The sequence below is a fragment of the Prochlorococcus marinus str. MIT 9302 genome (assembly GCF_000759975.1).
Classification (GTDB): domain Bacteria; phylum Cyanobacteriota; class Cyanobacteriia; order PCC-6307; family Cyanobiaceae; genus Prochlorococcus_A; species Prochlorococcus_A marinus_M.
Map to the genome: position 1 here is coordinate 220,863 of NZ_JNAM01000005.1, position 21,262 is coordinate 242,124.

The window sequence follows — 21,262 nt, forward strand, 5'->3', positions numbered from 1 at the left end:
TTCAGAATTCGTTCTTTTCAATTCTTGAATCAGTATTAATAATTATTTTTTTTAAATTTTCAATAAAATCAGAAGAACAATTATTCCACATTTTTCTATTTACAATTTCAAGAAATCTTTGTGCAATATCTCTTAATGCCCATGGATTATTCTCTAGAAAGAAATTCATAAGATCCCGATCACATAACCATGATTTATAAACTTCCTCATAACACCAATCTGATACTACTTCAGTAGATGCATCAAAAGCATATAAGTAATCTAGTGTCGCTGAAAATTCAAAAGCTCCTTTATATCCATTATCCTTCATTCCATTTATCCATTTAGGGTTAAGAATTCTTGATATAACAACTTTATTAATTTCATCTTGTAATTTTGAAATTTCAGATAATCCAAATTTAGATAAATCACCATGATACATTTCAGGTAATTTACCGCTCAATTTTTTTACTGCTGAAGATAAACCACCCTGAAACTGATAATAGTCATCAGAATCTAAAATATCATGTTCCTTATTATCTTGGTTATGAACAACTAACTGCACATTTTTAAGAGCATTTTCTAATGATTTTATATCCTCTATGGGTTCAAGATTATCACTGTAAATCCACTTACTCCAATTAAGAAAAGATTCTCCAAAATCATCAATATTTTCCCAATTAGAATTTGAAATCAGTTCTTGTAGACCAGCTCCATATGAACCAGGCGCTGAACCAAATATACGATTAATTGGATCACCACCCTTTAATGCGCCAGCAAGAGGGTTAAATTTATCATTTTCATTAAGATTAGAAATAAGATTTATTGCTTTAGAAGTTAATTTAATTAACTGAGGAAATGCATCTCTAAACATTCCCGAAATCCTTAATGTAACATCTACCCTTGGCCTATCGAGAACAGATAAAGGGATGATTTCTAAATCAATTACTCTTCTTGAGGGTCCATCCCAAATAGGTTGTACGCCTAATAAATATAATATTTGACAAATGTCTTCTCCACCATTTCTCATGGTGGATGTTGCCCATACAGATATTGCTATATTTTTTAAATCTTCTCCATTGTCTTGTTTATATAAATCAATTATTTGAGACGCAGATTTACAACCAACACTCCATGCTGATTCAGTTGGCAGTCCTCTAGCATCAACTGAAAAGAAATTTTTACCAGTAGGTAAAGCTTCAGTTTTACCTCTCGTAGGGGCACCAGATGGACCACTTTTTACATATTTACCATTTAATGAATTAATAAATGATAATTTTTCATTATATGAAGAATTAATGATTGGATTAAGAATCTCATTTTTTAATAATAAAAAATAATTATTATGTTTTTTATCATTATAGAAATAGTCTATTATTTTCTGATTTTTATATTTTTCTAGAAATTTTATATTGGTTTTCTTTTTGTAAAAAAACAAATATATTAGATATTTTGCTTGTTGTTCCAAAAAATCGATAGCCATTCTAAAGTTTAGTATTTTATTGTTTGAAAAATTCAAAAATATTTTTTTATCCTTTTCAGTTAACTTTTGATCATATATATTTGTCCAAGGATTCAAATCTAGTTTTAAATTTTTCGCTATATATTGAACAATACCAATTCGTCTTGCATTTGGCACTCTAGCAATACACAAGAATAAATTTATTTCATTAATATCATTCTGCCTATTGCCAAAAACATGCAATCCTGTTCTAATTTGAGATTCTTTAATTTTGCAAAGAAAGGAATCAATTTCTTCTATTTGATTATTTTTATTCTTTAACGTAATTTCACTAAATTCTTTTTTAATTAATTCAAAAATCGATTTTTCTATTATTTCAATACGATTAGAATTTAATAATTTTGCTTCAAAATATTCGTCTAAATAATTTTCTAATATTGAATATTTTCCATATAATTCTGACCTATCCAAAGGGGGGGTTAAATGATCAATAATTGTAGCAGCAGTTCTTCTTTTAGCTTGGGATCCTTCGCCAGGATCATTTACGATAAAGGGATATATATTTGGTATGGCTGGACAAATAACATTTGGGAAACATTTATTGCTGAGACCTATAGATTTGCCAGGTAACCATTCAACAGTCCCATGTTTACCAATATGGCATATAGCATTTGCATTAAAAACTTTTTCAATCCAAAAATATTGTGCTAAGTATCTATGGGGAGGTGGAAGATCAGGTGAATGAATATCTCTATCAGTGTAAGCGTCATAACCTCGTTGAGGTTGAATCAATAATGTTATTTTTCCAAATCTAAGACCATTTATTGAGAAGCCATTATTTTCAAGATCGATCGCATCAGATGGTTTGCCCCAACGATTAACAATAATATTTTTTGGATCAAGTTCTAAATATTTCCAATATTTTAAATATTCACTAAGTGGTAAGTAATCTAAAGGTTTGTTATTTTGAGATTCAATATCATTAGTTCTAGTTTTAATAAGAATTGACATTAATTCCGAAGAATCTTGAGGATAATCAGAAGATCCAAGGTCATAACCTTCTTCTTTTAACCAGTTAAGAATATTTATTATCGAAGATGGTGTATTAAGACCAACGCCATTACCGATTCTTCCGTTCTTTACAGGATAATTACTTATTACTAAACAAATTCTTTTTTCAAAATTATTAAGTTTCTGAAGTTTCACATAATTTTTTGCAAATTTTGAAATCCATTCAATACCTACTTGATCAGCTTTGTAACTAGTTATTTCACTGTAAAGTGTATTTTTTTTTGAAATTATTTCTTTAAATGCAGAAGGACAGGTAGTAATTCTTCCATCAAATTCGGGAATAATTATTTGCATTAATAAATCAGATGAATTCATTCCAATGGATGAATTTAACCAATTTTTTCTTGATTTATTAGAAGAAAGAAGCTGTAATATTGGAATTTTAAGAGAAGTAAAAATATTTGTTGAATTTTCAATTAAATCATTATTTTTAATTTGAGATGAAGAAAATGAAGTTGTGGTAATTATTATTTTAATATCTTCTTTTTTAAAAATTTCTATTAATTTCTTTTGAATAATATGATCTTTTAGAGTTGAAATAAAAAATGTTTTAGGGGATAGTCCGCATTTTCTTAACTGCAAGTTAAGTTTTTCGTTTACTTCAATTTCATTAGCCAAAAAAAGCGATTTATAGGAAATTATTCCTATCTTTTCACCTTTTTCAATTTTCCAATCATACAAATATGGATCTGCATAATAAGAAATTTTCAAAAATTCATTAGGAATTAATGTTTCATCTATTTTTAGATAATTTAAACAATTAAGAAATTTTCTATAATTATCTATTCCTCCAGATCTTAGTAATTTAGAAATATTTAATGCTAAATCTTTATCTATACTACTTATTTCACATAAGGAGACTTCCTGGTCATGTGTACCAGATAGGATTACTAGCTTCCTTTTTTTATCAACTTCTTGCCAATTTAAAAGTTGTTCAATGCCATAACTCCATGTACCTTTATCTCCGAATAATCTTAGGACTACAACTTTTGCATAATTAACTGTTTTTAATAGATAATTATCTATTTGAGCTGAGGAATTTAAACTAGAAATTTCTAAAGCCCGTATATTATTTCTTATTGAAGTTAATTCTTCTTCTAATAATAGACTTGATATTAGATTCAAATCAGCTTTGACACTTGTTATAAAAATAAAATCTGCGACTGGTTGTTCTATTAAATCATCCTTATTCTTTTCATTTCCTGCTATATTTAATATCCTGTGCATTTTTATATATAAATAAGGTTTAGAATAATTAAGTAGGATAAAACAAGTTTACCTCAATTAAATAAATTAAATATGCATGAATTTCTTCCATACGCCTGGTTCGAAGGTAAATGTATTCCATTTAAAGAAGCAAAAATATCAATAGCTACACATGCACTACATTATGGTACTGCTGCATTTGGAGGAATGCGAGCAATACCTAATCCTTCTAATAAAGAAGAATTCCTTTTGTTTAGAACTGATAAACACATAAAAAGATTATCTCAAAGTGCAAAATTGCTCTTAACTGAAATATCTGAAGAATATATTTTTAATGCATTACAAGAAGTTATAAAAAGAAATAAGCCACAAAAACCTATATATATAAGACCATTTGTTTATACAAGCGATTTAGGTATAGCTCCAAGACTACACAATATTGAAACAGATTTCTTTATTTATTGTATTGAACTAGGAGATTATCTGTCCCCAGAGGGCGTTTCTTGCAGAATGAGCAGTTGGACTAGACAAGAAGATAGATCACTACCATTGAGAGGGAAAATAAGTGGAGCATATATTACTAGTTCATTAGCTAAAACAGAAGCCAGTTTATCGGGCTTTGATGAAGCCTTACTATTAAATTCAAGTGGTAAGGTAAGTGAAGCTAGCGGTATGAATTTATTTATTGTTAGAAATGGAGAATTAATCACTCCTGGTGTTGATCAAGATATCCTGGAAGGGATTACTAGAGCTAGCGTAATTGAATTAGCAAAAACATTTGGAATAAATGTAATTGAAAGGCCTGTAGATAAAACAGAATTATTAATAGCAGATGAAGTTTTTCTTACTGGTACAGCAGCAAAAATTACGCCAGTTAAAAATATTGAATCAACTGTATTAAATGTTGAAAGACCAATAATGAATAAGTTAAAAAATAAGCTTATTGAAATAACAGAAGGTCGTTCTCAAGACTATGATAATTGGGTTACAAGAATTTCAATATAAAAATCGATTTTTACCATTATGGAATGTTTCAGAAGCTATTTAAATAGAGATGAAAAGCCATTAATTATTTTTGACGGGGGTACTGGAACATCTTTTCAGAACTTAAATCTTACTTCAGATGACTTTGGAGGAATAGAATTAGAGGGATGTAATGAAAACCTTGTTTTATCATCACCAAAGTTAGTTGAAAAGGTTCATAATTCATTCTTAGAAGCAGGTTGTCATGTTATAGAAACTAATACTTTTGGAGCTTCATCAATAGTTCTTGAAGAATATGATATTGCCGACAAGGCTTATGAGATAAATAAAAATGCGGCATTAATAGCCAAAAAAAGTACTGCTAAATATTCATCAATTGATAAACCAAGGTTTGTTGCTGGTTCAATTGGACCAACAACTAAATTACCCACATTAGGACATATAGATTTTGATGAATTAAAGCAATCATACAAAGAACAAATACATGGTCTTATAGATGGCGGAGTTGATCTTCTTTTAATAGAAACTTGCCAGGATGTTTTGCAAATAAAATCTGCCCTATTAGCATCAAAAGAATTACTTGAAAGTAAAAATATAGATATACCTATAATGGTCTCTATAACAATGGAAACAACAGGTACTATGCTTGTTGGATCAGATATAGCATCAGCATTAACAATATTAGAGCCATTTAATATAGATATCCTTGGTCTTAATTGCGCAACTGGTCCAGAACAAATGAAGGATCATATTAAATATTTATCTGAAAATTCACCCTTCGCTATAAGTTGTATTCCCAATGCAGGCCTACCTGAAAATATTGGTGGTGTTGCTCACTATAAATTAACGCCAATAGAATTAAAAATGCAGTTAATGAATTTTATTTATGACTTTAATGTTCAATTGATTGGTGGATGTTGTGGGACGACACCAGACCATATTAAATATCTTTCTTCAATTATCGATGATATTATTGAAGAAAAAAGGACTAACAATAATTGTAGGAACAATTCAAGAGGTTATATTCCTTCAGCATCATCAATATATAATTCTGTGCCATACAAACAAGACAATTCGATTTTGATTGTAGGAGAAAGATTAAATGCAAGTGGATCTAGAAAGGTAAGGGAGTTATTAAATAACGACGATTGGGATGGTTTAGTTTCAATAGCTAAGCAACAACAAAAAGAAAATGCACACGTTCTAGATGTAAATGTTGATTATGTGGGGAGAGACGGAGTGAAAGATATGAAGGAAATAACGTCAAGACTAGTTACAAATATAAATTTGCCATTAATGATTGATTCTACAGATGCTGACAAAATGGAAAGTGGATTAAAGTCAGCTGGTGGTAAATGTATTATAAATTCAACCAATTACGAAGACGGTGATGAAAGGTTTGATCAAGTTCTAAATTTGGCCTTAGCTTATGGCTCAGGACTTGTAATTGGAACTATTGATGAAGATGGAATGGCAAGGAATTCAGAAAAAAAATATAACATTGTTAAACGAGCGATTAATAGAACCAGAGAATGTGGTTTATCTGATTATGAGCTTTTTTTTGATCCATTAGCTCTTCCAATATCTACTGGGATAGAGGAGGATAGATTAAACGCTAAAGAGACAATTAGCGCTATCTCTAAAATTCGTGATAATTATCCAGATATTCATATTATATTAGGTGTATCGAACATAAGTTTTGGTCTTTCACCATTATCTAGAATTAATTTAAATTCAATATTTTTAGATGAATGCATTAAGGCAGGATTGGATACTGCTATCATCGCACCAAATAAAATTTTACCATTATCAAAAATTTCTCATGAAACTAAAAAGCTTTGCTTAGATTTGATCTATGACAAAAGAGAATTTGAAGATGATATTTGTACCTATGATCCATTAGTAGAATTAACAAAGGCTTTTCAAGATTTATCTATTCAGGATTTCAAAAAAGCATCTTCAGAAAATAAAAACTTAACTCTTGAAGAAAGTTTAAAAAATCATATTATTGATGGAGAAAAAATTGGTTTAGAAGATCAATTAAATAAAGCGTTAAAAAAATATAAACCTCTTGAAATAATTAATACATTTTTACTAGATGGGATGAAAGTTGTAGGAGATTTATTTGGTTCAGGTCAAATGCAATTGCCATTTGTACTGCAATCTGCTGAAACAATGAAATTTGCTGTTTCAATTTTAGAACCATATATGGAAACTGTAGATGAAAAAATATCAAATGGAAAACTCTTAATTGCAACAGTCAAAGGCGATGTACATGATATCGGAAAAAATCTGGTTGATATAATACTTACTAATAACGGTTTTGACGTAATAAATCTTGGAATAAAGCAAGATGTTTCCGCAATTATAGATGCACAAAAGAAGCACAATGCAGATTGCATTGCTATGAGCGGATTACTTGTAAAGTCAACTGCATTTATGAAAGATAATTTAGAGGCCTTTAACAATGAAGATATTAGTGTACCAGTGATATTAGGAGGTGCAGCCTTAACCCCAAAATTTGTAAATGAGGACTGCAGCAAAATATATAAGGGAAAAATATTGTACGGGAAAGATGCTTTCACTGATCTAAAATTTATGAATGAATATATGGATAATAAAAAAAAGGGTAATTGGTCAAATACAGAGGGATTTATTAACAATGAAGGTATAAATATTAGCTTAGCCTCATCCAAAACTAACTCTGAAGAGGTTAATAATTCAATATCCATAAGCACCGAGACCTCCAAACTTAATTTAAAAGAAAACTTTATTAGATCTAAATTTATAAATGAAGAAGAACCAATTAACCCTCCTTTTTTGGGAACGAAAGTCTTATACGAGGTTGATATAGATTTAAATAAGTTAATTTTTTATCTAGATAAAAAAGCTTTATTTAGTGGACAATGGCAAATAAAAAAAGGAAAAAACCAAAGCATAGATGAATACAATAACTATTTGGATTCATATGCAAAACCTTTGTTAGATAAATGGTTAGAGACAATTGTAGAAAAAAAACTTATTTCACCCAAAGCAGTTTATGGATATTTCAGATGTGGTAGAAAAGATAATAGTATTTTGTTATTTGATGATAAATCATTAAATAAAATTTCCCAATTCAATTTTCCAAGACAAAAATCTGGAAATAATCTTTGCATAGCTGATTTCTATTGTGATTTAAAAAATGATAAACCAATAGATATATTTCCTATGCAGGCAGTAACAATGGGTGATATTGCTAGTGAGTATTCTCAAAAATTATTTAAAGAAGATAAATATAGTGATTATTTATTATTCCATGGACTTACTGTGCAATTAGCAGAAGCTCTAGCTGAGTATGTCCATGCATTAATTCGTATTGAATGTGGTTTTAGGACTGAAGAACCAGACAATAATAGAGAAATACTTGCACAAAAATATAGAGGAGCTAGATATTCTTTTGGATATCCTGCATGTCCAAAAGTTTCTGATTCAAACATACAATTATCATTGTTGGATACAAAAAGAATTAACTTGACCATGGATGAATCTGAACAACTTCATCCGGAACAAAGTACTACAGCTATCATTTCACTACACTCAAAAGCTAAATATTTCAGCGCTTAACCTAAATAATTAGTTGTTTTCTAGATATTCAATAATTTCTTCCTGAAGTTCTTCCATCGTTTCATTATCACCCAGATCAAGCCCCTCACCAGCTGCGTCCTGTGTTAATTCAAGATAGTATGAAGCTCCATCACTAGATAAAAATTCTAATGCGGATGTTTCGTCACTATTTTTAAAAGCATCATAAAGAGTTTTAAATGCTATGTTTTCAGTAAAGTCCCAATCCATAATGAAAAAAACCTTATTAGAATTATTACCTCCTTACCCCCCATACTCGTCAACCTTTTTTTAAGAAATGTTGGTGTTTTATTAGTATTATTAAACAAAAAATTCTATGACCATAAATAATCAAGTTCAATTGAATGTATTAGGAGAAAACATTGAAGTTTGTAGTTGTGAACCAATGACAGGCTGGTTTAGAAATGGATTTTGTAATTATGATAAAACAGATGGAGGGAATCATTCTATATGTTGTGTTATGGATGATAATTTCCTGAAATATAGTAAATCACAAGGTAATGATTTAATAACTCCTATGCCTGCTTATTCCTTCCCAGGACTTAAGGATGGTGATCATTGGTGTATTTGTCTTGATAGGTGGAAGCAAGCATTATTAGACGGACTTGCTCCTAAAGTAATATTAGAATCAACAAATATTGTAGTCTTAGAATCAGTACCTTTAGAAAAATTGAAAGAATATCAATTTAATAAAAAGTAATTACAAATTTATTATTTTTTTTAGAATGATTATGATAATTTATTTTAAATGAGTTTAGAAAAATATTGGAAAAAGGCACTAGAACAAACTCGAGTATCAATTGATGATGAATCATTATATCCTCTCAAAACTGTTATTATTACAGACGATTTATATGAAAAAGACGACTTCATAATTAGGAAGCTAGACACTTCAAACTTTAATAAAAAAAAACTTTATGGTCCTAAGCAGAATCCATTTTGTCCATGGGAAAAGATACTAGAAATTGACAAAATTGGTGATAATCATCAATTAATATTAAATAAGTACCCTGTACAAAAAGGACATATTTTACTTATTACAAATAATTGGAAACCTCAAAATGGATGGTTAGATATTTATGATTGGAAAGCGATCCAACAAGTTAATAAAGATACTACTGGATTATGGTTTTTCAATAGTTCTCCAATTGCAGGAGCAAGTCAACCTCACAGACATTTTCAACTTCTACGTAGATCTAGAGATGAAATATCATGCCCAAGAGAAAAGTGGTTTATGGAAATGAACTTAGATCAAGATATAAATAGTAAACTTAAAAAAAATATTATTGTATCCAAATTTAATTTTTTAGAAAATTCAGTATCTCTTTTGGAATTGTATTTAGAATTATGCAAGAAATTAGGACTTGGGAATCCTATTAGTGATAAGAAACCGATATATCCTTACAATGTTTTAATAACTAATAAATGGATCGCTATTATTAAGAGAAAGAATGATCATATTCATGGTTTCAGTATTAACAGTTTAGGATTCGCAGGTTATCTATTAGTAACTGAAAAATCGAATATTAATTATTTAAGGAAATTTGGCCCTGAAAAACTTCTAGAAAGTTTTGTTTGAATACTAGTTAACAACTTCAGGATCCTTATCTCTGTTTATTTGGCTTTCTAAAACTTCTATAGCAGCTGTTACAGAGGCGATTTTACGTTCAAGTGAATCCTTAATATAATTGAGCATTTCTAATTTCTTATGTTGATAAAAACTCTTTTTTTCTTTAGATGACTTGAAATAACAATTTAACATTTTTTTGTTTTTATTATAAAATGATACTTAATTAACCTGTGACATGAAAATAAGTTGGTTTTAATTTAAAAACAATATTCTATATGGACTTTCAATTATTTTTGAATAAAATTAAATAAATTCCTTACTATTCAAGAAAAATATTATTGAATATTCCCGAAAATTCAAATACAAAAAGAATATCAATTGATTTACCTGAAGAACTAATTTCCAGGTTTGATCAATTACGAAAAGAGTGGGGATTTAGAGCTAGAGGACCCGTAATTGAAAAGATACTTAAAGAAATTCTTCAAGAAGATTTACTTCCTAAGAACCAACAGCAAGAAATAGACTTTAACGAGAAAAAGAATAATAATGAAAAATTAAATATTGATGAAAATACATCATTGGTATTAATTAAATCAGACATTAAAAAAGACATTAACAAAGAAGTAAATAAGATATCTTTAAATAAAAGAGTTTCAAATAACCATCAATATAAAGAAAAAGCTAACTTAAACATAAGCCTTCCCAATTTTGTTGAAAAAAAAGTAAGGAATCTAAGAAGAAGTATTAATAGTGAAAAATTAAAAGAGAATATTAATGATATTCAAATTAATACAATTAAAGAAAATGAATTAATTAAATGTCAAATAGCGTTAATTAGTCATTGGAAAACCTTATATGGAACTATTCCTAACGATCATGTAATAGAAGCTTCGATGGATTGGTTTGGAAGGGATATATGGCCAAATCTTGATGGGACAGAAAATCTACCCTTTACGTGGAGTGCAGCCAATAAATTTATGTCTGAATTATGCCCATTTTGGATAAAGAAAAATCCATCCCTTGAAATTGTTTTATTAATGATTGGCGTTTTAGAAGACCCATTTGCTACATCAGATTTAATTAATAGGATACCAACACTAGTGAGGAGGTTTGTAAGTAGATTTAAACGAAATAACAGATCAAATTCATTTGAAACTTTGGACTCAACAATGACGGTACATGGAGCACTTAAATTATTGAATTTATCAACATCAGCAGGATCAGCTCATACATTACGAAAAATCCGGGAGGCCTATAAATCAATAGCCTTAGAGACGCATCCAGACGCTGGAGGATCTACAGATCAAATGAGAAAATTAAATGAAGCGTATCAATTGCTAAAAAATTTATATAGAATTTAGTATATTAATTCTCATATAAGACTAAATATAAGTCTATATAGTAGTCCAATATAAGATTATAGTGAATAGCAAATTATTGATCTTCATATATATTTTTAGTCATAATTTTTAGAAACATTTTTTTAAATAAATAAAATTTAAATAAAATATTTCTTGTAAAAATATAATAAATTTATTTTTATTGTGATTCCTATATGAGACTAAAGTTAGGTCTATTATATAGTCTCAAAATAGATAAGTAAGATATATTAACTTATCAATTAAAGTAGCCCATTCCCAATTTGATGGATGCCATGATTTTATAAATAGATTAATTAATAACTAATTTATGTCCAGCGTATGTCCAAGAAAATAATGTCATCCAAGAAACTCTGCTATAAAAGGGCTTTTTGTCTAATAGTACTGCCTTAAAGACAGTACTACTTAACCTGAAGCTTCTGTATAGCTGTTTTCTTATCGATGCTTGGCACATCGCTTAAACCATTTGCGTCAAACCATGGGGCATTAGCCCAATCAAACCCTTCACCAAAAGTATTGTCTGGTGAAGCTATGTACCAATGACATGATGCATCAGGTACATCTACTGAACATTTTGACCAATCGTCAGACCACTGAGGAACTTGTACCCAGAGTATTGAAGATAAAAATAGAGATATTAAATTGATCATGATATCAATAATACAACATTAAATAGATTTATAGGATTATTAGCTATCTTATATAAGAATTAATATTAGACTTATATATAGTCTCAATTTAGATAACTAATACTATTAATTTCTTAATTTAGTATTAAAATTTTTCTCAATATTAGAAATGATATTTGAGTGTATTGATTGTATATCTGAATCTAGTAAGGTTTTTTCTTTATCTCTATAAGATAATCTAAATGTATAACTTATGAAATCTTCCCCAAGTTTAATATCTTCAAAAACATCTTTTAAATAGACATCCTCTAGAAGGGTTTTTCCTGATTTTCTTATTTGTGATGTTATTTCGCTAATTAAATATTTTTTACTGAAAACAAAATTAATATCCCTTTCCATTTTTGGAACAATTGGGTATTGCTTAAATAGTGGAATCCATTTGTTTTTTCTCGTACTAGCTCCCAAGAGATTAATTACATTTATCCTAAACAAATAAACTTTTTTTAAAGACTTCTTGTCTAATATTAGTTTTGGATTTATTTCACCAAAATATCCTGCTTCTTTTCCTTCAATAAATAATTTTGCTGTTCTTCCTGGATGAAGAAAATCAATTGAATCAGTAGGTTTATCTTCAATTTTTATATTCAAACATGACAAAGCTTCTTTTAACTTACCTCTAGCCTGGTAATAATTAAGATCATTATCCTTTCCTGAATCTGCCCATTTTCCAAATTTCTTAATACCAAAAATTACACCATTCAGAATTTCTTCTTGGATGAGATCTATATTCTTATAAAAAACATTTCCAATTTCAAATACATAACAATTATTTTGTCCAGCTTTTATATTACGGTTTACAATCTCCAAATGTTCTTTCCAGATATTATCTCTAAGGCAGCTAGTTTCTAATAACAAAGGATTAGAAATCTTTATAAGTGTATCTTTATCTTCTGGAACCAGTGAATAACTCAGTACTTCGTTAAAACCATTTTCTATAAAACCATTTTTTATTTTTCTCAATGCCAAATGCTCTGATGATAATTTACCAGGCTTAATTGGATTAGGAAGGTTTAAGTCGAATCTGTCATACCCTATTAATCTCGCAATTTCTTCAATTAAATCTATTTCTCTTATCAAATCTTGTGATCTATTAGGAATTACTGCTACATCCCAGCCATATTCCTTACTCTTTAAACTACAACCTATGAGTGTTAATTTATCTACTATTTCAGTGTCTGATAAATTTCTTTTTTCAAATTGATCGTTGATGATTAATGGGCCAAGAATTTTATGTATACGATTTCTCCGCAATTTTATAAAAATATCCTCATTATTTATTAAATTCGAAGTGTTAATAATTGGTAAATTAATAGCAAAATGTTCTTCTAAAAGATTAATTGCCCTTGTAACTGCACCTATTGTATTTTTATATGAAATCCCTTTCTCATATCTACTGCTAGATTCTGTTCTTATTCCAATCGCCTTTGAAGATTTTCTTATAGTAACTGGATTAAAAACAGCGCCTTCAAGATAAATAGATGAAGTAGTATTAGTTACTGAAGTCTCTAAACCACCTATAACCCCAGCAATAGCAACAGGTTTATCGCAACAAGTGATTACTGTGATATTTTCATTTAAGTCATAATTTTTACCATCCAAGCATTCAAGGGTTTCGTTATCATTGGCTTTTCTTACAGAGAAGTCTTCTGGAGAAACTTCCTTTCCAATTAAGTTTGATAGTTTATCTTTATCAAACGCGTGCAACGGTTGGCCTTGTTCTAGGAGAATATAGTTTGTTAAATCAACAATTAGATTAATCGATTTTATACCTGATTTTTCAATACGATCTTGAAGCCATTTAGGTGATAATTTTACGCCATTTACTCCATCAATACAGCTTATAGTATAAATGCAATCAGATGTGATAGCCTCTGGGCAAAGTTGAATTTCTTTAAGTAAATGAATATTGTATTTATGGTTTAATTCTGGAAAATTTAATGTTGATTCTAAAAGAGCAGAAATTTCGCGAGCTATACCAATAACCGACATTCCGTCAGGTCTATTAGCTGTAATTGCTAAATCATATATAAAATCATTTAATTGAAGCAAATCAGATCCTGGGGCCCCCAATTCATGTTTTAAGGCTAATTCTTCATCAATAATCTCTATCCCTTCGCTAGAGTCCTCTAATCCAAGTTCCTGCAGTGAACATATCATTCCTTCACTCATGACACCTCTAATTTCGCTTCTTTTAATAGTTAAATTAACTGCATTTAATTTCGCACCCACGGTAGCAACATAAACATAAATATTTGGTTTAATATTGCGAGCTCCACAGATAATTTGTAAATTCTTTGAAGCTCCTATATCGACTTGGCAAATTGAAAGTTTGTCAGATCCTTCATGTTTTAAAACAGACAAAACCTTACCTAAAACAACACCATTTACATTCTCTGAACAATCTTCTAGTGATTCAACTTCAAATCCACCAATAGACAATTTCTCAGAGAGATCTTCGGGTGTAGAGGTTATTTCTACTAAATTTTTCAACCAATTTTGAGAAACTTTCATATATAGTTTTTATTCAATGATGATAATAGAAATAAGTTTATCTTCAAAAAAGTTTGTTGAAGATGTACAATAGAAAATTATACATTAAAGTATTAATCAAAATGGCAAAAAAAGGGACAAGAGTTGTAGTGACCCTGGAATGTACTGAAGCAAGGACTAGCACAGATCCTAAGAGATCGAATGGTGTCTCAAGATATACTACTGAAAAGAATCGTAGAAATACAACTGAAAGATTAGAACTAAAAAAGTTTAATCCTCACTTAAACAGAATGACTATTCACAAAGAAATAAAGTAATCAAATCAAATTAAATCATGCCTAATTCAATTTTTAAAAAACAATTATCACCTATCAAGCCTGGAGATCCTATTGACTATAAGGATGTAGAACTTCTAAAAAAATTCATTACCGAGAGGGGTAAAATCCTACCAAGAAGGATGACTGGGTTAACCTCAAAGCAACAAAGAGACCTAACATTAGCTGTAAAAAGAGCACGAATTGTAGCTCTATTACCCTTTGTAAATCCTGAAGGATAGTTTCCTATTGAATATAAATATAGTTAGAACTATAATTAATATTTCAAATATTTGAAAGATTTAAAAAGTTTAAAAACATATATTATTGACTCTGAAGATCCTCATGAAGTTGATGACGCTATTTCCCTAGAAATAAAAGAAGGAAATATAAAAATTCTGTGGATACATATTAGTAATCCATGCAAGCTATTTTTGCATGATTCAAATGTTGATCTAGATGCAAGAAGGAAAAATAGCAGTTTATATTTAACAGATCAATATATCCCAATGTTACCTAAAGATATTCTTGAAAAAGCAAATCTAGCTCAAAATAAAACTTCAGAAACCATTAGTGCAGCAATAGAATTCAACGAAGATGGTTCAATACATAATTATGAAATAACTGAAGCAATTATAAAACCCAAATATCAATTAACATATGAAGATGTAAATGAGATATTGGAGTTAGAACCTAAAGAAGAAATTGAATTAGTTAAAATTAAAAATTTATTAGAAAAAAGTATTGCATTTAGAAAAAAACAAGGAGCAATTATTTTTGATAGTCCTAATAGTAAAATAAAATTATATAAGAATAAAATTATAATAAATAAATTAGAGAAAACAATATCACAAGTAATTGTTGCAGAATCAATGATATTAATGGGTTATGTAACAAGTCTATTTATAAATAAATATAATATAGCGGCTGCGTTTAGAATTCAAAAACTAAATTGTAATCCAGACGATATACTTAATAGATACAAAGATAGTGAAATTAAAAATATAATATTAAAACAATATATGGGAAAAAGTTATATTACAACTAAGCCTAATTGCCATGAATCATTAGGTCTTCAAATGTATGTACAATGCACTTCACCACTTAGGAGATATCTAGATTTAATTATACAAAGACAGGTATATAATAAGATAAATAATTATGAAATCCTAAGTATCAATTCGATTTCTAAAATTATTGATTATTCAAAAAATAGACAAATAGAGAACAATAATATCTTTAAAAATGATAAATTTAAGTATTTAAAATTATTTTTTGAGAAAGAAAATAAACCGTTTTATAAAATAATATTTGTTAAGTGGATAAATCATAAAAGAAATATTGCTTTAGTTTTTTTTCCAGAATATTCACTAGAAATACTTATTACTCTTTTTGTATCAATAGAAATATATATTAATAAAATATATAAAGTAAAATATATTATAAATAATAGTAATCTATTAGAGTTTATTTATTAATCAAATAATTATTAAAAAAGTTCATTTTTAGTTTAAAAAATATTTGTTAATATAAATAAAAAAGCTTTATGAGTTTTATCATTACTACTCCTTTATATTATGTAAATGATAAACCTCATTTAGGAAGTGTTTACACAACAATAATTTGTGACTCGATAGCTAGGTATAAAAGGCTTGTAGGTGAAGATGTTATGTTCATCACAGGTGTAGATGAACATGGTTTAAAAATACAAAGAACAGCAAATGAAAAGGGTATTGAACCAAAATCACATTGTGATGAAATCTCAAAAATCTTTAATATTAATTGGAAAAATTGGGATATATCCTTCGATAAATTTATAAGGACTAGCTCAAAAAATCATGAGTTGGTTGTTAACGAATTTTATGAAAGAGTAAAAGCCTCAGATGATATTTATATGGGTATACAAAAAGGTTGGTATTGTGTTGGTTGTGAAGAATTTAAAGATAATCCAGAAAATTCATCAACATACAAATGTCCAATCCATCAAAAAAATTTAGAATGGAAAAATGAGGAGAATCTCTTTTTTAGGCTTTCGAAATATCAAAAAGAAATTGAGAAAATAATCAACGAGCCTTCTTTCATTGAGCCAATAGAAAGAAGGAATGAAATTATAAATTTTGTTTCTAGAGGTTTAAAGGATTTTTCAATTTCAAGAACAAATGTATCCTGGGGGATTCCGGTTCCTGGTTACGATAATCACACCTTTTACGTATGGTTTGATGCTTTACTTGGATATGTAAGTGCTATTAGTTCTGATGAAACAGATCATTCTTTAGAAAAATCAATTAATGGAGGATGGCCAGCTAATATTCATTTAATTGGTAAAGATATACTGAGGTTTCATGCTGTCTATTGGCCTGCAATGCTAATTTCTGCAGATATGAAAGTTCCAAAAAAAGTTTTTGGACATGGCTTTCTCACAAGAGAGGGGCAAAAAATGGGTAAAAGCTTAGGAAATGTACTCGACCCTGACCTATTGCTTTCTAAATATGGAAATGATCCAGTAAGGTGGTACCTCATTAAAGATATATCACTTGGAAATGATGGAGATTTTCAAGATAAAAGATTTGTAGACATTATAAATAATGACTTAGCCAATACAATTGGTAATTTATTAAATAGAACATCATCTATGTCTAGAAAATGGTTTGATAATAAAGTGCCAAATAATGAAAAAATTTCAAGTGAAAATAAATTAGAGAATTATGCCCAAATTGCTGTTGAAAAATATATTCAAAACTTTGATATCTATAAATTAGATCTAGCAGCTAATGAAGTGCTTAGCCTAGCAATTAATACAAATTTGTATTTGAATGATAATCAACCTTGGACGTTAATAAAAGAAAAAGATAATTTGCCTATTGTTAAAGAAATTATTTACAACGTATTAGAAAGTACCCGCATAATAGGCATATTATTACTACCTTTATTGCCAGAATTATCTTCAAAGATTAATAAACAACTTGGTTCTATATACAGAGAAGAAGTGCCTTGGAAACAACAATTAAGTTGGGGATTATTAGCTAGCAACTCAAGTCTTCCTAAACCCACTCCAATCATAAATAAGCTTGAGTATGATCAACATTTATAGATTAATAATATTCCTACCATTTATTATTCTTGGTTGTGCACCAAATGTAATTAAAGAAAATAAAGTAATACAAAAAATAGACAGTTTAGATATGAATATTTTTTCTAAAAGTGGAGATAAAATATACTCTATTACCAGTCCAAACTCAATTTATAATATTAATGAACTAAAATTCAAATTTAAAAAACCTACCATCAATATTTTTAAAGGAGAAGAAACTAAATATATAATTAGTTCTGACGATTCTGTATTATCAGACAACAATAAACTCCTAAAATTAAAAGGGAATGTGAAATTAAAAACTCTTAAGCAAGATGAGGATTTTTTATATGCAGATAATTTTATTTGGAATATCGAAAAGTCTAGCTACCTATTAGAAGGGAATATAAGATTTGAAAATCAAAATATCATCTTAAATTCAGAGAAAGCCAAGTTGAGTTCAGATAACATAATTGAATTTTTTAATCCAGTAAAATATATAATAAAGGATGAAAATAACGAAAATAGATATGAAATAAATTCAGAAAATGCCTTCTATAATCTCAACACAGAATCCGTAATTTTTAAAGCAAAAGATAAAAGAGTTGAATCAATTATTTATTTTTAAATATTATTTTTTGAAAAAATATTACTAATTTTCTTTGACCAGTTATTTATCCATTTTTCATCTGACTTAGTAAAACATTTAGCTCTCCAGCCTCCTATCAATATAAAAGCCTTACTATTTATAGGTACAACTAAGATAGATGGAATATCGGCACAAAAATTAAAAAATTCATATCTCCCTGGATAAAATTTAGTGTTTGCTAATGATATTAATTTCATATCTTTTATTGATCTCAGACAAGTTTCTCCTGGGTTAAACTCATTATTTGAAGTAATTCCTCTTCTCAATATATTTACCCCATCATTGTGAATTAATATTGCTGCTGCTGCTGTAGAAGTTAATATCGCTTCAGACCCCCATGCAAGTTCATCAATAACTTCATCCGGAATGTTTTTGTCGAAGATAAACTTATTTTCTCCTTTTAGGTCAGCTTGCTCACCAGCCAAAGGTTCAAATTGTTTAAATAAGAATCCTATCAAAATAATAATTAATGAAGCTATTGCAGCTAGTACTTGTGCTCTTTCTAGTTCAGGAGTAATTGTCTCTATTGAAAAGAAATTAATTATTTGAAGAATAAAGAGTGTTATGCCGATTAATATTAAAGATTTCCCATTAAATCCCATACATAAAATATGTTAATTATATTTTAATTATCAAAAACATTATATTAGTTAGTACGTTTAAAAATACTCAAAAATATCTTTTTTAATATATAATTAACCAAAACCATTTAAAATGTACCTAAACATTAAAAAATATATTTTTTCATTTATCGTTACTGGTTTAATATTCATACTTATTCCTACAACTACATACGCAGAAGGTGTTAGCAATTTAAACAGACTTTTTGTTGTCACACAACAAAAGACTATTATCAATTACGAAAAAAGTCAGCCTTCATCTATTGACAACCCTGTAGTGGATCCAAATTTTAATGTAATGAGATCCAAAGATACTGAGAGTTCTACTGCTACGTATATAGTTATTGCTTTATTAATTGCAGCAACGATTATTCCTTTAGCAACATGGTGGTATTTCTCTAAATAATAGAGAATTTATGAATGAAAAGGATTTAACTATTAAGGATAATCTATCTAATATTGTTTTTATTACAGGAGGAACAAAGAGTGGTAAAAGTGAATTTGCAGAGCATCTAGCAAAGGAGACAAAGAAGTTATCATATATTGCCTTATCAAAAAATAATATTGATGATAAAGAATGGCAAAAAAAAATTAATTTACATCGAAAAAGAAGGCCAAAAGATTGGGAATCAATAGAAACAACAGATTTATTAAATACATTAAGGCAAGAGGATGGTCCATTATTAATAGACTCGATTGGTGGATTTGTTATGGAAAGTATTGAAAAAGAACATAAAGAATGGTCAATAAAGATGTCTTCACTAATAAGTCTTTTAATGAAAAGAAAAAGCAAAACATTTATTGTTGGAGAACAAGTAGGTTGGAGCTTGGTCTCAGAATATAAAATTGGCAATACTTATATTGAAAGAATCGGCGAGCTTCAAAAAAGAATAACCAAAATATCCAAAGATAATTGGCTTGCAATAAATGGCAGAGCAATCAAAATAGATGAAATAAGTTTAGAAATACCTACATAAAATTGGAAGTCGCTCTTTTTGAACCTAGGATCCCCCAAAATACTGGAAACATTGCCAGATCATGTGCTGCTTTTAAAATACCATTAAATCTTATAGAGCCCTTAGGATTTAAACTAGAAGATAAATATTTAAAAAGAGCAGGATTAGACTATTGGCCTTTAGTTACTGTTAATAAATACGGAAATTTTGATAAATTTTTGGAGTCAAAGCAAAAAAAAAGAATAATTTCTTTTAGTAAAAAAAATGGAATGTATTTGAAGGATTTTAAATTTCAGGAAGATGATATTTTGCTTTTTGGAAGAGAAGATTCTGGATTGCCAGATTGCATTATTGATAAAAGTGACTTTTTAATATCAATATTTATGCCAAATTTACAGACTGGAACCAATGATCAAAAAGGAGTTAGGAGTTTAAATCTTTCTGTAGCATGCGGTATTGCTATTTATGAGGCTCATAAACAAATAAATTTTTAAAATGGTAATTAAGTACAAGCAATGTCTTACAATATTTCCATGTCTCGGTAGCTCAGCTGGTTAGAGCGGCGGATTCATAGCCCGCAGGTCGCGTGTTCAAGTCACGCTCGAGACATTCTTAAATACATTGCAATAACTAAATAACAAATATCAAAATACAGACAGCTATGTTTAACAATAAGCTATTGGTTTTAGAATTAATTCTCATAACTATCTAGCTTTTTTAAGTTTGATTTCTCTTCTAACAAGCAATGCTATTACTACAACACACATATTCATTAGAAAAACGTCTAATGGCATTAAATAAAAAAGTCTCTGATTAATTAATAGCAATAATATAAATATAGGTATACCAATTAATAAAGGATCACTAATCATCGTAGACCAGACAACGTGGGTCGGATGGATTTAATTCACATTCCTTATCCCAGTAGTCTGATAAATCATTAGAAATCCCTTGCTCTTCTACAAGTTCTTTAAGTATTGAATAATCCTTTGCATTATCAAGATCTCTTGAGTTCTTATCTTGAATTGCGAATGGTGATCTTTTTAAATTCATAATTAATTACCTCAAAATTTTTGTTGGATTCTGGTTACAGAATTTGGATGGTCATGTATAAAAGAATTAAATTCTCTAGCAAGCATCAGGCAGTCATATGCATCGCGAGCATAGAAACCTATTTGATGTGTACTGTTTGATGAATC

At 28.7% G+C, this 21,262-nt stretch carries 19 protein-coding genes and 1 tRNA gene; 14 read left to right on the top strand and 6 right to left on the bottom strand.

The annotated features are described in order from the left end of the window. Position 1 precedes the first annotated feature (1 nt). Positions 2 to 3,739, bottom strand: a complete 3,738-nt coding sequence (gene cobN / locus EU96_RS06410) for a cobaltochelatase subunit CobN (RefSeq protein WP_032526205.1) — start codon at positions 3,737 to 3,739, stop codon at positions 2 to 4. A 72-nt stretch (positions 3,740 to 3,811) separates the two neighbouring features. On the opposite strand from cobN, the gene EU96_RS06405 reads away from it, so the two are divergent. Both EU96_RS06405 and metH read left to right on the top strand, forming a co-directional pair. After that, positions 3,812 to 4,723, top strand: coding sequence for a branched-chain amino acid transaminase (locus tag EU96_RS06405; RefSeq protein ID WP_032526206.1), 912 nt, complete (start codon positions 3,812 to 3,814; stop codon positions 4,721 to 4,723). 18 nt (positions 4,724 to 4,741) lie between these two features. After that, positions 4,742 to 8,308 (top strand): methionine synthase, encoded by a 3,567-nt coding sequence (metH, locus tag EU96_RS06400; RefSeq protein ID WP_032526207.1) that lies wholly within the window; start codon positions 4,742 to 4,744, stop codon positions 8,306 to 8,308. Between the two features lie 9 nt (positions 8,309 to 8,317). On the opposite strand, the gene EU96_RS06395 is transcribed toward metH, so the two are convergent. Beyond that, complete coding sequence (locus EU96_RS06395) at positions 8,318 to 8,536, bottom strand: hypothetical protein (RefSeq protein ID WP_032526208.1); 219 nt, start codon at positions 8,534 to 8,536, stop codon at positions 8,318 to 8,320. Positions 8,537 to 8,642: 106 nt separating this feature from the next. On the opposite strand from EU96_RS06395, the gene EU96_RS06390 reads away from it, so the two are divergent. From EU96_RS06390 to EU96_RS06375, 3 genes are all read left to right on the top strand, one after another. Continuing rightward, positions 8,643 to 9,026 (top strand): DUF2237 family protein, encoded by a 384-nt coding sequence (locus tag EU96_RS06390; protein WP_032526209.1) that lies wholly within the window; start codon positions 8,643 to 8,645, stop codon positions 9,024 to 9,026. Positions 9,027 to 9,074: 48 nt separating this feature from the next. Continuing rightward, complete coding sequence (locus EU96_RS06385) at positions 9,075 to 9,905, top strand: ATP adenylyltransferase (protein ID WP_032526210.1); 831 nt, start codon at positions 9,075 to 9,077, stop codon at positions 9,903 to 9,905. 329 nt (positions 9,906 to 10,234) lie between these two features. After that, on the top strand, positions 10,235 to 11,257 hold the full coding sequence (locus EU96_RS06375) for a molecular chaperone DnaJ (RefSeq protein WP_032526212.1): 1,023 nt from the start codon (positions 10,235 to 10,237) through the stop codon (positions 11,255 to 11,257). 419 nt (positions 11,258 to 11,676) lie between these two features. Here EU96_RS06375 and EU96_RS06370 read toward each other — a convergent pair whose 3' ends face one another. Next, positions 11,677 to 11,925: a hypothetical protein gene (locus tag EU96_RS06370; RefSeq protein ID WP_032526213.1), complete on the bottom strand. Its 249-nt coding sequence runs from the start codon at positions 11,923 to 11,925 to the stop codon at positions 11,677 to 11,679. A gap of 105 nt (positions 11,926 to 12,030) precedes the next feature. Further along, positions 12,031 to 14,475: a phenylalanine--tRNA ligase subunit beta gene (gene pheT, locus EU96_RS06365; protein ID WP_032526214.1), complete on the bottom strand. Its 2,445-nt coding sequence runs from the start codon at positions 14,473 to 14,475 to the stop codon at positions 12,031 to 12,033. A gap of 101 nt (positions 14,476 to 14,576) precedes the next feature. Here pheT and rpmG point away from each other — a divergent pair, with 101 nt between their 5' ends. From rpmG to lptC, 5 genes are all read left to right on the top strand, one after another. Then, positions 14,577 to 14,771: a 50S ribosomal protein L33 gene (gene rpmG / locus EU96_RS06360; protein ID WP_002805540.1), complete on the top strand. Its 195-nt coding sequence runs from the start codon at positions 14,577 to 14,579 to the stop codon at positions 14,769 to 14,771. A gap of 17 nt (positions 14,772 to 14,788) precedes the next feature. Next, the gene (rpsR, locus tag EU96_RS06355; protein ID WP_002806014.1) at positions 14,789 to 15,010 is read left to right on the top strand and encodes a 30S ribosomal protein S18; all 222 of its coding nucleotides are present in this window, start codon (positions 14,789 to 14,791) and stop codon (positions 15,008 to 15,010) included. Positions 15,011 to 15,061: 51 nt separating this feature from the next. Continuing rightward, the gene (locus tag EU96_RS06350; protein ID WP_032526215.1) at positions 15,062 to 16,246 is read left to right on the top strand and encodes a ribonuclease catalytic domain-containing protein; all 1,185 of its coding nucleotides are present in this window, start codon (positions 15,062 to 15,064) and stop codon (positions 16,244 to 16,246) included. 68 nt (positions 16,247 to 16,314) lie between these two features. Next, a complete protein-coding gene (gene metG / locus EU96_RS06345; protein ID WP_032526217.1) occupies positions 16,315 to 17,859 on the top strand; it encodes a methionine--tRNA ligase in 1,545 nt (514 codons plus the stop codon). Then, positions 17,843 to 18,466: an LPS export ABC transporter periplasmic protein LptC gene (gene lptC / locus EU96_RS06340; RefSeq protein WP_241434559.1), complete on the top strand. Its 624-nt coding sequence runs from the start codon at positions 17,843 to 17,845 to the stop codon at positions 18,464 to 18,466. Before metG ends, lptC begins: the two co-directional genes overlap by 17 nt. Here lptC and EU96_RS06335 read toward each other — a convergent pair. Then, positions 18,463 to 19,089: a cofactor assembly of complex C subunit B gene (locus EU96_RS06335; protein ID WP_032526218.1), complete on the bottom strand. Its 627-nt coding sequence runs from the start codon at positions 19,087 to 19,089 to the stop codon at positions 18,463 to 18,465. The genes lptC and EU96_RS06335 overlap by 4 nt on opposite strands. A 112-nt stretch (positions 19,090 to 19,201) precedes the next feature. On the opposite strand from EU96_RS06335, the gene EU96_RS06330 reads away from it, so the two are divergent. From EU96_RS06330 to EU96_RS06315, 4 genes are all read left to right on the top strand, one after another. Next, positions 19,202 to 19,513, top strand: a complete 312-nt coding sequence (locus EU96_RS06330) for a hypothetical protein (RefSeq protein ID WP_032526219.1) — start codon at positions 19,202 to 19,204, stop codon at positions 19,511 to 19,513. Between the two features lie 10 nt (positions 19,514 to 19,523). Next, positions 19,524 to 20,084 (top strand): bifunctional adenosylcobinamide kinase/adenosylcobinamide-phosphate guanylyltransferase, encoded by a 561-nt coding sequence (locus EU96_RS06325; protein ID WP_032526220.1) that lies wholly within the window; start codon positions 19,524 to 19,526, stop codon positions 20,082 to 20,084. A 2-nt stretch (positions 20,085 to 20,086) separates the two neighbouring features. Further along, the gene (locus EU96_RS06320) at positions 20,087 to 20,557 is read left to right on the top strand and encodes a tRNA (cytidine(34)-2'-O)-methyltransferase (protein ID WP_032526221.1); all 471 of its coding nucleotides are present in this window, start codon (positions 20,087 to 20,089) and stop codon (positions 20,555 to 20,557) included. 41 nt (positions 20,558 to 20,598) lie between these two features. Continuing rightward, positions 20,599 to 20,672 (top strand) — tRNA-Met (locus tag EU96_RS06315). A gap of 255 nt (positions 20,673 to 20,927) precedes the next feature. On the opposite strand, the gene EU96_RS06310 is transcribed toward EU96_RS06315, so the two are convergent. Next, positions 20,928 to 21,116: a hypothetical protein gene (locus EU96_RS06310; protein ID WP_032526222.1), complete on the bottom strand. Its 189-nt coding sequence runs from the start codon at positions 21,114 to 21,116 to the stop codon at positions 20,928 to 20,930. Between the last annotated feature and the right edge of the window lie 146 nt (positions 21,117 to 21,262).